Here is a 12693-nt window from a genome sequence, read left to right on the forward strand (position 1 = left end):
GCGGTCCATGAGTCAGTCCTTGCGCAAGCGCAATCCCTCCTACGAATTGATGGAGGACCTGAGCGGTCACTCGGTGATCTACCGGGAGCATGGTTTTCCCTGCCCGCTGGTGCGCTGGCATTTCCACAAGGAATACGAGCTGCACCTGATCGTGGCCAGTTCGGGGACCGCCTTCATCGGCGACTACATCGGCAACTTCTATCCGGGCAGCCTGTTCCTTACCGGGCCGCACCTGCCGCACAACTGGATCAGCCGCGTCGCCGAGGGCGAGGTGGTGGCCAAGCGCGACATGCTGGTCAACTTCACCAACGAGACGGTGGACAACGCCACCGCGGTGTTTCCCGAACTCAGCGGCCTGGCGCCGCTGCTGGAACGCGCCCGCTACGGCATCGAATTCCAGGATCCGCAGCTGATCGCTCGCGCCGAGGCCTTGCTGCAACAGATCTCCGAGAGCGGCGGCGCCACCCGTCTCGGTCATTTCCTGGTACTGATGGAGGCACTGGCCACCTCGGAGCGCTACCAGCTGCTGTCCGGCAGCGTCGAGCCGGCCACGGCCAGCGAACAGGCGGTGGATCGCACCAACCGGGCGCTGAATTTCATCTTCGATCACTACCAGCGTGACTTCACCCAGGAGGAAGTGGCCGAACACCTGGGCATGACGCCCACCTATTTCTCGCGCTTCTTCCGCCAGGCCACCGGTCGCACCTTCGTCGAATTCGTCAACAGCCTGCGCATCAGCAAGGCCTGCGAGATGCTCTCCCACAGCAGCATGCCGGTCACCGACATCTGCTTCGAGGCCGGCTTCAACAACATCTCCAACTTCAATCGACGCTTCCACCAACTCAAGGGCATGACCCCACGTCAGTACCGCACCCTGACGGTACAGCGGCTGACCGAGCAGAACGCCTGAACGGCCTGTCGCGTCTCGGTCCTGCGGCGTCGAGCGGGTCTGTGATCAGCAGCCGCCCTTGAGCCCTGCTGTCGTGTGAATGCGAGACAGGGTTTATCGCCAGCTTGCGAGCCATTGAACAGACCGGACGCAAAGTTCGGTTATGATCGAACTACCAACCCTTGCCGACTGAGGCCAGTGCCACCATGACCGAATCCTATACCCCCCCACGCGTCTGGACCCCCACCACCTCCGGCGGCAACTTCGCCAGCATCAACCGCCCCATCGCCGGCCCGACCCACGACAAGGAACTGCCGGTCGGCGAGCATCCCTTCCAGCTGTATTCCCTGGGCACGCCCAACGGCATGAAGGTGACCATCCTGCTGGAGGAATTGCTGGCGGCTGGTCATGCCGACGCCGAATACGACGCCTGGCTGATCCGCATCAGCGAGGGCGACCAATTCTCCAGCGGCTTCGTTGAGATCAATCCGAATTCCAAGATTCCGGCCCTGGTGGATCGCCGCGGCGCCGAGCCGCTGCGCGTCTTCGAGTCCGGTGCCATCCTGCTCTATCTCGCCGACAGCTTTGGCGCCTTCATCCCGAAGGATCACGCCGGTCGCACCGAAACCCTGAACTGGCTGTTCTGGCAGATGGGCTCGGCGCCCTTCCTGGGCGGCGGCTTCGGCCATTTCTACGCCTATGCGCCGGAAAAGCTCGAATACCCCATCAACCGCTACGCCATGGAAGCCAAGCGCCAACTCGATGTGCTCGATCGCCTGCTGGCCGAGCGCACCTATGTGGCCGGCGAGGAGTACGGCATCGCCGACATCGCCATCTGGAGCTGGTACGGCAATCTGGTACTGGGCCAGCTGTACAACGCCGCGGAATTCCTCTCGGTACAGGACTACAGCCACGTGCAGCGCTGGGCCCAGGCCATCGCCGCCCGGCCGGCGGTGCAGCGCGGTCGGCGGGTCAATCGCACCTGGGGTGAGCCGGGTGAGCAACTGGCGGAGCGGCATTCGGCCAGCGATTTCACCTGATTCGGCAGAGCGGACGGCGGCGGCATGTCTCCGCCGCCGCTAGCGACTCCAGTCCGCGGTCGCGGAGCCGAGTCGTGTCGCGGGGCGTTGCCACTGCAACTCGACCTCGCCGATCCTCAGCGGCGCCCGCAAGCGCAGCGCCGGCCCCCAGGCGGTCGGCTCTTGCGTCTCGCTATAGTCGCCCTCCTCCGGCCCTCCATACGCCGGACCACCACTCGCGCCCGGTCGCTCACTCAGTAGCACAGCGGTACGGGCAAGGGACAGTCGCGCCGTCATAGCTCGCCGCTCCCGCTGACGCAGCGCCAGCCCGCGAAGGGCGGCGGCCGCCATGAGGTAGCCGGTAGCGTGGTCGAGCGCCTGCACCGGCAAGGGCACCGGCTGCTCACCGCCCTGCCAGTCGCGCCCGGCCGCGGCGATACCGCAGGACATCTGCACCAGGCTGTCGTAGCCCCGACGGAGCGCCCAGGGACCGCTCCAGCCATAGGCGCAGAGCGAAATATCGATCAGCCCGGAATTCAGCGCGCGACGTGCAGCGACGCCGTAGCCCAGTCGCTCCAGCGCATCGGCGCGATAGCCGTGGACCAGGATGTCTGCCGAGGTCAGCAGCGCCTCGAATCGCTGGCGATCGGCGGGGCGCCTGAGGTCCAGTCGCGCGCAGCGCTTGCCCAGGGTCACCTCGGGTGCCTGGGCCGGTTCGTCCCAGTCGGGCGGATCGATCCGCAGCACCTCGGCGCCCAGCCCGGCCAGCAGGCGGGTGGCGATCGGCCCGGCGAGGATGCGGGTCAGGTCGAGGACGCGGATGCCCTGCAACGGACGCTGTGGATCGGGCCGCCAATTGCTGGCGATATCCGCGACTGTCCATTCCTGAGCGATCAGCGGTTCGGCGCCAACGGCCTGCCCCTGGGGATGCGCCTGCCACTCCGCCTGGGTGCGCAGCTTCGCCGCGCAGCCGCCCGCCGCGACGATGGCCGTCTCCAGGTCTTCGCCCGACCCGCCCGCCATGGCCTGCGCCACGGCGTCATGGCTATTGCCACAGCCCAGCACGGCCAGGGCGCGCTCCCGATGATGGGGCGCATTGGCGTGCAACCGTAGCCAGCCGTCGCGGGTACGGTAGTCGCCGGTGATCGCATCCCAGACGGCGGGCAATTCCCAGCCCAGGGGACGCAGGGATGTCTTGAACCAGGCCGCGGCCAGGTGCCGGTCCACCTGCACCGGCAATCCGGGTGCCCCTTCGGCCAGCAGGTCGCCGGCGGCCAGGCCGGCGACCCCGATCGCCGCCGTGGCGAGGTCGCTGACCGGAAAGCAGGAGGCCAGGCTGTCGTTGCCCCGGACCTGCAGGTTTGCCGCCTGGGCGGCAGACAGATCCAGGGCGGTGACGAGTTCGCCGAGCAGGGATTGAAAGACGGCAGGCGTACGGGACGGGTGGGTCAAGGCAAGGTCCTCCGCGGCAGCAGGCAGTGCTCTCACAGTAGCCCTACTTGCACGAGCAGGACACCGGCGTTCGTCCGTCTACCGTCCAGCCCGACACGGGGACAAATCGCCCTCTGCCTGGGTCTCCCCTTCATCAGCCCACCCACGCTATCGGGAACCCCCCATGACCGAACGACAGCTCCTCATCGCCGGCGCCAGCGGCATCATCGGCCAGGCCGTGCTGGAAGCCTTTGCCAAGGCCGGCTGGTCCATCACCACCGTCGGCCGCTCGCGACAGGCACCCAGTCGCTTTCCGCACCTGACCGCCGACCTGCTGGACCCGGCCAGCCTGGCCGCGGCCAAGGCCGATCTCGCCGGTGTGACCCATCTCTTCTACAGCGCCCTCAAGCCCAACCCTGACCCGGGCGTCGAGGCGGACGAAAACGCCGCCATGCTGGAGAACCTGGTCGCCGCAGTGCGTAGCGCTGGCGCGCCTCTGGCCCGCATCACCTTCGTCCAGGGCGGCAAGATCTACGGCGCCCACCTGGGGGTGTACAAGACCCCAGCCCGCGAGGATGACAGCCGCCACTTCCCGCCCAACCTCTATTTCCGTCATGAAGACTTCGTGCGCAGCCTGGAGGCCGACGGCATCCGGTGGACCGCCCTGCGCCCCGACATCGTTATCGGCCACTCGCTGGGCTCGGCCATGAACCTCGGCAACCTGATCGGTCTCTATGGCGCGCTGTGCAAGGCGACCGGTACCGCCATGCAATTCCCCGGAACCGAGCAGGCCTATCGCGGCGCCTTGGTCAACGTCACCGCCGCGCCGCTGCTGGGCGAAGCCGCGGTCTGGGCCGCCGAAGAGGAGCGCGATGGCGCCTTCAACCTCACCAACGGCGATATCTTTCGCTGGAGTCACGTCTGGCCGCAGCTGGCCGACTGGTTCGGGCTGGACGTCGGCGAGCCGCAACCCATCTCCCTGGCCCAGCGCCTGACCGCGCTGAAGCCGGTCTGGCAGGCGCTGGCGCAAGGGGAAGGACTGGCCGAGGCCGATCCCGAGCGGATCGCGCCCGGGGCCTTCGGCGACTTCATCTTCCATGTCGAGAAGGACGCCATCTTCGATGTGACCAAGGCGCGGCAGGCCGGCTTCGGGCAGATGGTCCTGAGATCGGACGAAGTCCTGCTCGCGCACCTGGAGGACATGCGTCGGCGGCGACTGATTCCCTGAGGCATCCCGCTTCGTCCCGGGTGCGGGAAAACGCCCGGGACGACGTGCGGTCTCAACCCCAACGTCTCGCCATCGGAGTTCTACCTTGTACGCCGACACCCTCACCTGGGGCCATGGCCCCCGCACCTTCGAAGTCTTTCTCGAGCCCACCTGCCCCTTTTCGGTCAAGGCCTTTAACAAGCTCGACGACCTGCTGGCCCAGGCCGGTCCGGATCGCATCACCCTGAAGATCCGCCTGCAATCCCAGCCCTGGCACCTGTTCTCCGGTGTGGTGGTGCGCTGCGTGCTGGCCGCCGCCACCCTCGATGGCGGCAAGGAGAGCGCCAAGGCGGTGCTGGCAGCAGTCGCTGCCCATCGCGAGGAATTCGAGTTCAAGGATCACGCCACCGGACCCAATCGCGACGCCACGCCCAACGACATCATTGCGCGCCTGGAAGGCTACAGCGGCCTGGCCCTGGCCGATGCCTTCGCCAATCCGGACCTGCAGCACGCCATCAAGTGGCACTGCAAGTACGCCCGGCAGAACGGCATCCACGTCTCGCCGACCTTCATGATCGATGGCCTGGTGCAGCCCGACATCAGCAGCGGGGATTCGGTCGCGGACTGGCTCGCGCGGCTGGAGTGAGCGCCGGGGCTCAGGATCGCGAGGAGGCATAGTCCGGTCCCTCGCGCTATGCTCGGCGGCTTCCCCTCGACCCGAGAAAGCCTCGTCATGGCCTGCCCTGCTGGAGCTCCATCCTGGAAGCCCTGAGCGTCTACCTGGGCCTGGCCGCCCTCGCCTTTGGCGGGGCCACCCTGTTGCCCCTGCAATCGGAAGCGGCCCTCGCCGGGCTGCTGCTCACCGAGCGCTATGCCACGCCCCTCCTGCTGCTGGCCGCGACGCTGGGCAATGTCGCCGGCTCGACACTGAACTGGTGGCTGGGCACCCATCTCGAACGCTTTCGCCAACGCCGCTGGTTTCCGCTGTCGCCGGAGCGCCTGGCGCGCATCCAGGCGGCCTACCAGCGTTGGGGCTGGTGGTCGCTGCTGCTCAGTTGGACCCCTGTGATCGGCGATCCCCTGACCCTGGTGGCCGGGGTGATGCGCGAACCCCTGTGGCGCTTTCTAGTGGTGGTGAGCCTGGCCAAGGCCACGCGCTACGTCGTGGTCTGGGGTCTTACCCTGGGCTGGCAGTGATCGAGCCCAGCAGGCAAAGGTCCGGCGGTCCCTGCCATCCAGACCTCTCGATGCGCTACCGAAACATCGAGCGCGCACTCAACCGGCCTGACGGGTCCGCTGGCCCAGCCAGCCCGCCTCGACGGCGGCCAGGTCGGCGCGTGGGATGAGTTGCGCAGGAATGCAGCTGCAGCGCGACAGATTGAAGACCTGGCGGCCCGCGGCGGTCATGACGTCCTGCATGACCTTGAGCCCCGGCAGGATACGGTTGTGCAGATGCTCGTCCAGACCACAGGGCGATCTCGCGTCCGCGCCGCCTTCGTAGAAGCGTGGGGCCCGGGCATTGAGGTCGACACCGGCCAGATAGATCCTGGTAAAGCCCAGGTGATAGGCCAGTTGCAGGGCGATGAAGGCAACGGTCCGGACATCGAAGATGCCGTAGTCCATGTCCCGGCTGAAGCCGATGTCGCGCGCTCGGCGACTGAGCAGGGTGAGCGTGCGTTCGGCCTGGTCGCGCTCCAGCCCGAGGTAGTGTTCCAGCCGGGTACTGGGCGCTCGTTTCAAAGCGTGAGCCTTGGCCTGCCGGCTTTCCGCCAGGCTTTCGATCGCCGTCGGCCACAATGCCAGCCGCTGCGCCTGCTCGAGCCCGCATTCATAGAGCTCAGGTTGCTGCTCGGCAAAGCTCAGGTCGCTGCAGACGTAAAAGAGCGGACGGATGCCGCTCCCGCTCAGCTTGGCGATGGCACCGTTCATGGTGATGATCGGCACGTCCTGCCAGGCGTCCAGGTTGAGTTCGGCAGCCGAAGGTCCGGAGGCCAGCAGGAGCACCGGACCCCGGTGACTGTTGCGCAGGGGCGCGAAGTCCTGGCTCACAGCAGCGAGCCACCTGGACGCGCGGCATTGAGGACTTTGGACAGGCGGTTTGAAAGCTGCTCGATTGGCATGCCATCAGCTCCCTATCGGCAATGACGAAGGTTATTAGTCATACATATTCGACGGCGCCGATAAAAAAGTAACCGGGCACCCTCATGAATGACGCTACCAACGCTACGTTTTGCCGCTTAGGACTCACTTAAGGTGCCTGTACCAAATGTGGTGCCCATAGCAATTAGATGACTTGTTTGTGAGCCAGTAGGAGCCAAGGCGGCCCAGGGCCTGGAACGATCCGAAGATCCGCCCTGCCCCCACCGGCATCGCGGACTACCTATTGCCCCTTAGCGGAGATGCCGCTCCTATGCTCAGGAATACCGCGCGGAGAGGCGCCATTCGCGCAGGGCCTCGACCGCTCGCGAATGGCCCTCACCAAGCATGGCAGGGTCACAGGGCTGGAATTTGCCGCCAACCGCACTGTGCCTGCACGAGCGCGGTGGACAGGCGCGAGGACTGACGCCTCGCCGGCGAACTAGGAACCGCGGTAGGTGCTGAAGCCATAGGGGCTGAGCAACAGCGGGATATGGTAGTGCTGCTCCGGCTGGGTGACGTCGAACACCACCGGGATCTCGGGGAAGAAGGCGCTGCGGCCCTGCTGGCGATAATAGTCGCCGGTCTTGAAGACCACGCGGTATTCCCCCTTCTCGAAGGTCTTTTCCTTGGGAAACAGCGCCGGCACCCGGCCCTGCTCGTTGGTGACCTCTTCCGCCAGCGGCTGCCAGCCCTGCCCCACCTGACGTTCCAGGGTCACATGTACGCCGGCCGATGGCTTGCCGTCTTCCAGGTTGAGCACATGGACACTCAGGGGATTGGGTGCGGCGACCGCGAAGCCGGACAGGGCCAGGCCAGACAACAGCACGAACGTCTTCATGAAAATCTCCTTCAAGGATGGGAGGTGAGGTTGAGGTGTTCAGCGGCCGCCAGCGCACAGCGCTCATCCGCCCCGCCACCGCCGGCACCGGCGATGCCCAGGGCGCCGACCAGCTGGTCGCCTTCGTAGAGGGGGATGCCACCGCCCAGCAGCAGCAATTCGGGCAGGGTGACGAGATTGGCCGCATCCGGGTTCTGCCGAGCGCGCTCGGCCAGCGCCTGCGACGGGGTGCGGGTGGACAGGGCGGTAAAGGCCTTGCGCCGCGCCGCCTCGGCGTTGTGCGGTCCGATGCGGGTATCGCGTTGCAGGAGGATCAGTTGACCGCTGCGGTCGAGCACCGCCAGCGCGGCGCTGCAGGGCGCGGCCTGCGCCAGACGCTGCGCGGCAGCAAGGTCGAGATCGGGGTGCTGCGGCAGCGCCGCCTGCGCCTGACCGAGCAAGGCAGCGCCCAGCAGCGTGACGGTTAGGGAAGAAAGAAAGCGCGACATGATTCGAGGTCCGGGAAATGACCTCGCCAAATTATCCTGATCGTTCGGTCAGGAACGGGTACTGCGGGATGACAATTTTGTCAGAAGGATCAGCGGGATAGCTGGCCGGATTCGACAGGCATCACTCTTTACCCATGGCTTGAACATTCGTCCCTTCAGACACGTGAAGGCGCCGCGCCGCCGTTACGTTTATCCGTCTATATTGCCGAGCAACCCGATTCGACCGTTGCCTCGCAAATGGCCTATTGCTTTCCGAAAACGCACCCGCTCATCGAACGCGCAAAATCGTCAGACCACTATTGATCGATTAGATCAAAACATGCTTTATTGTGATCAGAACAATCACAAGGTAGGCATGACCATGAAATTCCGCGGCATCGTTCCCGCCCTCGTTACCCCTTTTGACGCCCAGCAACGTGTCGATGAAAACGCTTTGCACGGTTTGATCGAAAACCTGATCGGCGCTGGCGTCCATGGCCTGTTCGTACTGGGCACCAATGGCGAATTCTTCGCGCTCTCCGAAGCCGAGAAGCTGCGTATCGCCGAGCTTACCGTAGACGCCGCGGATGGCCGGGTCCCGGTCGTGGCCGGTACCGGTGCCTTCGCCACGCATGAAGTGATTGAACTGAACAAAAAGATGGCGGATCGCGGTGTTGATGCCCTGTCGGTGATCACGCCCTACTTCAATGCCGTCAGCCAGAAAGAGCTGATCACGCATTACGAAGCCATTGGCGACGCCTCCCCGCTGCCGCTCATGCTCTACAACATTCCGGCCAAGACCGGCATGTCGATCGGCATCGGCGCTGTCGCCACTCTGAGCCAGCACCCGCAGATCAAGGGCATCAAGGACAGCGCCGGCAACTTCGACGCCCTGGTGCAGATGATGAAGTACCGCAGCGACGACTTCGCCGTCTTCGCCGGTACCGACTCCCTCATCTACTGGAACCTGCTGGCCGGCGGCGATGGCGCCGTGGCCGCCACCGCCAATGCCGTGCCCCAGGTGGTCATGACCATCTGGAACGCCTTCCAGGCCGACGACCACGCCACCGCCCGCGCCGCCCAGGAAAAGCTGCGGCCGCTGCGCGATGCCTTCGCCCTGGGCACCATGCCGTCGGTGCTTAAAAAGGCCGCCGACCTGCTCAACGTCCCGGTCGGTCCCTGCCGCGCCCCGGTGGCAGCGCTGGACGAAGCCACCGTACACAAGCTCGAAGGCCTGCTGGCCATCTACCGCGACTGATCCGGAGCGCCCATGTCCCTCTATCATTTCCAGACCGTCAAACACCTGGTTCACGGCGCTGGCGCCCTGGATCAGCTCGGCGACAAGCTCGCCCTCCTCGACGTCCCGCTGCGCCGCGTAGTGCTGGTCACCCAGAACGCCATGCACGGCCTGGGCGTGACCGAGCGCGTCAAGGCGCAACTAGCCGCCCGCGACATCGAGGTGGCCGTGATCGACAACGTCGAGATCGAGCCCACCCTGGAGAACATCGAGCAGGTCTTTCGCGAGCAGGTCGCGCCGCGCCAACCCGACGCCCTGCTCGCCATCGGCGGCGGCTCGGTGCTGGACGCCGCCAAGTTGTTTGCGGTCATGCTCACCAACGAGCAGTCGCTCAGATCCATGCTGGGTATCGACCAGGTGGCCCGCGCCGGGCTGCCCACCGTGCTGGTGCCGACCACTGCCGGCACCGGCTCGGAAGTGACCCCCAATGCCATCGTCACCCTGCCCGACGAAGAGCTGAAGGTGGGCGTGGTCAGCCGCCACCTGCTGCCCGCCCTGGTCCTGCTCGATCCGCTGCTGACCCTGAGCCTGCCTAAGGCCATCACCGCGGCTACCGGGATGGACGCCTTCACCCATTCCCTGGAGTCCTTCATCTCCAACAAGGCCAACCCGGTCAGCGATACCTTCGCCTTGGAGTCCATGCGCCTGATCGCCGGCAGCATCGTCGAGGCCTATCAGCAGCCGGATTCGGTACCGGCCCGCAGCGATATGCTGCTCGGCTCCACCTATGGCGGCGTGGCCCTGACCGCCGCCGGCACGGCCGCCGTGCATGCCCTGGCCTATCCCCTGGGCGGCAAGTTCCATGTCACCCACGGCGTGGCCAACGCCATGCTGCTGCCCCATGTCATGGCCTTCAACCTGGACAGTTGCGCGCCACGCCTGAAGCGCGCCGCCCTGGTCTGCGGCCTGGCCCGCGAGGAGGACAGCGACGAAGCCGCCGCGCACAAACTGATCGAGCAGATCGCCGCCTGGACCGCCACCCTGGAGATTCCGCAGGACCTGGCCGCCTTTGGTGTCCGCGAGGAACACCTGCCAGAGATGGCCGTGGCGGCATCCAAGGTCACCCGGCTAATGGTCAACAATCCCAAGCCGCTGAGCCTGGACGACATCCAGGCGCTGTACCGGCGCCTGCTGCCATGACCCGCCTGCTGATCCTGGCCGACGATCTCAGCGGCGCCGCCGACTGCGCTCTGGGCTTCGCCAAGGCCCAGGCGACCCGGGTGCTGCTCGACGCCGAGGCCCTGGATGCCCAGGCGCCGGTGACGGCACTGGATCTGGACAGCCGTCGACTGGATGCGCGTGCGGCGGCCGCGCGCCATGCCGCACTGCTCGGGCACCCGGCGTTGGCGGGCGCCGCGCTCTACAAGAAGATCGACTCCACCCTGCGTGGCAATGTCGCCGCCGAGGTAGCGGCCCTTACCCCGCGTGGCCTGGCCCTGGTCGCGCCCGCCTACCCGGCACTGGGCCGCACGACCCAGGGTGGCCTCCAGTACCTGGACGGCGTACCGGTCGACCAGACCGATGTCTGGCGCAACGAGGGCCTGACCGGTAGCGCCGACCTGGTCGCTCAACTGACCGATCACGGCATCAGCTGTGCGCGGCTCGATATCGCCACCCTGCGTCAGCCGGTGGCCCTGGCCGCCGCCCTGCGCCGCGCGCTGGACAGTGGTCTGCCCGCGCTGGTCTGCGACGCCGAGCGTCAAACGGACCTCGAGGCGCTGGGCCGGGCTTCCGCGCCCCTGGCGCAGCAACTGTTCTGGGTCGGTTCGGCAGGTCTCGCCGAAGCGCTGCCCGCTGCCCTGGGCCTGACCGGCCATACCGCACTCCGCCCTCCAAGCGACGGCCCGATCCTTACGGTGGTGGGCAGCATGTCCCGGCACTCCCAGGCCCAGGCCGAACGTCTGGTGGCGGGAAGCGGCCAACACTGGCAGCGGCTGGCCCCTGCCTGGCTGCTGGAGCCGCAGCGCGCCGCCGAGCGTACCGCGCTGGCCACGGCCCTCGCTCGGCAACTCGCCCGCGGCGAAGACGTCCTGGTGAGTCTTGACCAGCAGGCCCGAGACCCGCGCCAGGCCGTGGCCCTGAGCCAGGCCCTGGCCGAACTGCTGCAGCCCGCCCTGCAGGAGTCCGCCGCCCTCATGGCCACCGGCGGCGAAACCGCTCGCGCCCTGCTCGCCCAGGCCGGCATCACCGCGCTGGACCTGCACGGCGCCCTCGCGCCGGGCGTGGCCCTGGCCAGTACCTGCTGGCATGGTCGCGCCCTGCGGGTCGTGACCAAGGCCGGCGGCTTCGGCCAACCCGACACCCTCCTCGACGCCTGGCGCCACCTGCGCGCCAGCCTACCCGCACAGGCCGCCCCGGCCTCCCTGCAGAAGGAAGCCCACCATGTCTGAACGTCCCGTCATCGGCATCACCATGGGTGACGCCACCGGCGTCGGTCCCGAGATCATCATGAAGTCCCTGGCCCACGCCTCGGTCTACGACAGCTGCCGCCCGCTGGTCATCGGCGACGCCGGTCGCCTGGAGGATGCCAATCGCATCGTCGGCGGTCGCCTGCAGATCAACGCCATCGAGCGGCCCGATCAGGCACGCTTCCAACCCGGCGTGGTGGATTGCATCGACCTCGGGCTGATTCCCGCCGACCTGCCCTACGGCAAGCTGTCCGCGCTGGCCGGCGACGCCGCCTATCGCTACATCGAACGCACCGTGCAGCTCACCTCTGCAGGCGAACTCGACGCCATCTGCACCGCCCCGCTGAACAAGGAAGCCCTGCACGCGGGCGGCCATATCTTCCCGGGCCACACCGAGCTGCTGGCGCACCTCACCGGCACCGAGGAGGTGTCGATGATGCTGATGACGCCGATCCTCAAGGTCATCCACGTCACCACCCATATCGGCATCATCGATGCCATCGCGCGCATCGAGCCGGGCCTGGTCAAGCGCACCATCGAACGCGCCCACGCCACCCTGCAGCGGGCCGGCATCCAGGATCCGCTGATCGCCGTCTGCGGCATCAACCCGCATGCCGGCGAGAACGGCCTGTTCGGCTACGGCGAGGAAGAAACCAAGATCCAGCCGGCCATCGACGAGCTGCACGCCCGTGGCTGGCGCGTGGAAGGCCCGTTGCCTGCGGACACACTTTTCTTCCGCGCCGGGCGCGGCGATTTCGACTGCGTGGTGGCCATGTATCACGACCAGGGCCACGGCCCGGTCAAGGTCATGGGCCTGGAAGCGGGCGTCAATGTCACCGTCGGCCTGCCGGTGATCCGCACCTCTGTGGACCACGGCACCGCCTTCGACATCGCCGGCAAGGGCATCGCTGACGAGCGCAGCCTCATCGAGGCGCTGCGCCAGGCCACCGAACTTGCCAGCCGGCATCGCGCCAGCCAGGCCGCCTGAGGAGGCTGAC

13 protein-coding genes are annotated in these 12693 nt (G+C 66.8%); 9 read left to right on the top strand and 4 right to left on the bottom strand.

Annotation, left to right across the window (positions count from 1 at the left end):
* The first annotated feature begins 7 nt into the window (after window positions 1–7).
* On the top strand, window positions 8–910 hold the full coding sequence (locus tag POR01S_RS10660; RefSeq protein WP_027596884.1) for an AraC family transcriptional regulator: 903 nt from the start codon (window positions 8–10) through the stop codon (window positions 908–910).
* A 185-nt stretch (window positions 911–1095) separates the two neighbouring features.
* On the top strand, window positions 1096–1929 hold the full coding sequence (yghU, locus tag POR01S_RS10665) for a glutathione-dependent disulfide-bond oxidoreductase (RefSeq protein WP_042135722.1): 834 nt from the start codon (window positions 1096–1098) through the stop codon (window positions 1927–1929).
* Between the two features lie 39 nt (window positions 1930–1968).
* On the opposite strand, the gene POR01S_RS10670 is transcribed toward yghU, so the two are convergent.
* On the bottom strand, window positions 1969–3360 hold the full coding sequence (locus POR01S_RS10670) for a CoA transferase (protein ID WP_042135724.1): 1392 nt from the start codon (window positions 3358–3360) through the stop codon (window positions 1969–1971).
* 163 nt (window positions 3361–3523) lie between these two features.
* Between POR01S_RS10670 and POR01S_RS10675 the strand changes: the two genes are divergently transcribed.
* The 3 genes from POR01S_RS10675 to POR01S_RS10685 all read left to right on the top strand — a co-directional run bounded on the left by POR01S_RS10675 (window position 3524) and on the right by POR01S_RS10685 (window position 5743).
* On the top strand, window positions 3524–4567 hold the full coding sequence (locus POR01S_RS10675; protein ID WP_042135726.1) for an SDR family oxidoreductase: 1044 nt from the start codon (window positions 3524–3526) through the stop codon (window positions 4565–4567).
* Between the two features lie 85 nt (window positions 4568–4652).
* A complete protein-coding gene (locus POR01S_RS10680; protein WP_042135727.1) occupies window positions 4653–5192 on the top strand; it encodes a DsbA family protein in 540 nt (179 codons plus the stop codon).
* Between the two features lie 113 nt (window positions 5193–5305).
* The gene (locus tag POR01S_RS10685) at window positions 5306–5743 is read left to right on the top strand and encodes a YqaA family protein (RefSeq protein ID WP_042135730.1); all 438 of its coding nucleotides are present in this window, start codon (window positions 5306–5308) and stop codon (window positions 5741–5743) included.
* A 78-nt stretch (window positions 5744–5821) separates the two neighbouring features.
* Here POR01S_RS10685 and POR01S_RS10690 read toward each other — a convergent pair whose 3' ends face one another.
* From POR01S_RS10690 to POR01S_RS10700, 3 genes are all read right to left on the bottom strand, one after another.
* Complete coding sequence (locus POR01S_RS10690) at window positions 5822–6595, bottom strand: WaaZ-like lipopolysaccharide core biosynthesis protein (RefSeq protein ID WP_042135732.1); 774 nt, start codon at window positions 6593–6595, stop codon at window positions 5822–5824.
* Between the two features lie 529 nt (window positions 6596–7124).
* The gene (gene uraH / locus POR01S_RS10695) at window positions 7125–7523 is read right to left on the bottom strand and encodes a hydroxyisourate hydrolase (RefSeq protein WP_027602718.1); all 399 of its coding nucleotides are present in this window, start codon (window positions 7521–7523) and stop codon (window positions 7125–7127) included.
* 11 nt (window positions 7524–7534) lie between these two features.
* Window positions 7535–8011 carry a GlcG/HbpS family heme-binding protein gene (locus POR01S_RS10700; RefSeq protein WP_042135734.1) on the bottom strand — a complete coding sequence of 159 codons (477 nt, stop codon included), beginning with the start codon at window positions 8009–8011 and terminating at the stop codon, window positions 7535–7537.
* Between the two features lie 361 nt (window positions 8012–8372).
* Here POR01S_RS10700 and dapA point away from each other — a divergent pair, with 361 nt between their 5' ends.
* From dapA to pdxA, 4 genes are read left to right on the top strand one after another with little or no spacing between them, the layout of a single operon-like run.
* Entirely contained in the window at window positions 8373–9248 is an 876-nt protein-coding gene (gene dapA, locus POR01S_RS10705) for a 4-hydroxy-tetrahydrodipicolinate synthase (RefSeq protein WP_081875208.1), read from the top strand.
* A 12-nt stretch (window positions 9249–9260) separates the two neighbouring features.
* Window positions 9261–10427, top strand: coding sequence for an iron-containing alcohol dehydrogenase (locus tag POR01S_RS10710; RefSeq protein ID WP_042135738.1), 1167 nt, complete (start codon window positions 9261–9263; stop codon window positions 10425–10427).
* Window positions 10424–11677 carry a four-carbon acid sugar kinase family protein gene (locus POR01S_RS10715; RefSeq protein ID WP_042135740.1) on the top strand — a complete coding sequence of 418 codons (1254 nt, stop codon included), beginning with the start codon at window positions 10424–10426 and terminating at the stop codon, window positions 11675–11677. Before POR01S_RS10710 ends, POR01S_RS10715 begins: the two co-directional genes overlap by 4 nt.
* Window positions 11670–12683 (top strand): 4-hydroxythreonine-4-phosphate dehydrogenase PdxA, encoded by a 1014-nt coding sequence (pdxA, locus tag POR01S_RS10720; RefSeq protein WP_042135742.1) that lies wholly within the window; start codon window positions 11670–11672, stop codon window positions 12681–12683. Before POR01S_RS10715 ends, pdxA begins: the two co-directional genes overlap by 8 nt.
* The last annotated feature ends 10 nt before the right edge of the window (window positions 12684–12693 follow it).

The sequence above is a fragment of the Pseudomonas oryzihabitans NBRC 102199 genome, from assembly GCF_000730625.1.
Lineage (GTDB): Bacteria > Pseudomonadota > Gammaproteobacteria > Pseudomonadales > Pseudomonadaceae > Chryseomonas > Chryseomonas oryzihabitans.

Bases quoted from the DNA above. Each gene is read 5' to 3' on its own strand.
- POR01S_RS10660 (WP_027596884.1), top strand. From the start codon at position 8: ATGAGTCAGTCCTTGCGCAAGCGCAATCCCTCCTACGAATTGATGGAG.
- yghU (WP_042135722.1), top strand. From the start codon at position 1,096: ATGACCGAATCCTATACCCCCCCACGCGTCTGGACCCCCACCACCTCC.
- POR01S_RS10675 (WP_042135726.1), top strand. From the start codon at position 3,524: ATGACCGAACGACAGCTCCTCATCGCCGGCGCCAGCGGCATCATCGGC.
- uraH (WP_027602718.1), bottom strand. From the start codon at position 7,523: ATGAAGACGTTCGTGCTGTTGTCTGGCCTGGCCCTGTCCGGCTTCGCG.
- POR01S_RS10700 (WP_042135734.1), bottom strand. From the start codon at position 8,011: ATGTCGCGCTTTCTTTCTTCCCTAACCGTCACGCTGCTGGGCGCTGCC.
- dapA (WP_081875208.1), top strand. From the start codon at position 8,373: ATGAAATTCCGCGGCATCGTTCCCGCCCTCGTTACCCCTTTTGACGCC.
- POR01S_RS10710 (WP_042135738.1), top strand. From the start codon at position 9,261: ATGTCCCTCTATCATTTCCAGACCGTCAAACACCTGGTTCACGGCGCT.
- POR01S_RS10715 (WP_042135740.1), top strand. From the start codon at position 10,424: ATGACCCGCCTGCTGATCCTGGCCGACGATCTCAGCGGCGCCGCCGAC.
- pdxA (WP_042135742.1), top strand. From the start codon at position 11,670: ATGTCTGAACGTCCCGTCATCGGCATCACCATGGGTGACGCCACCGGC.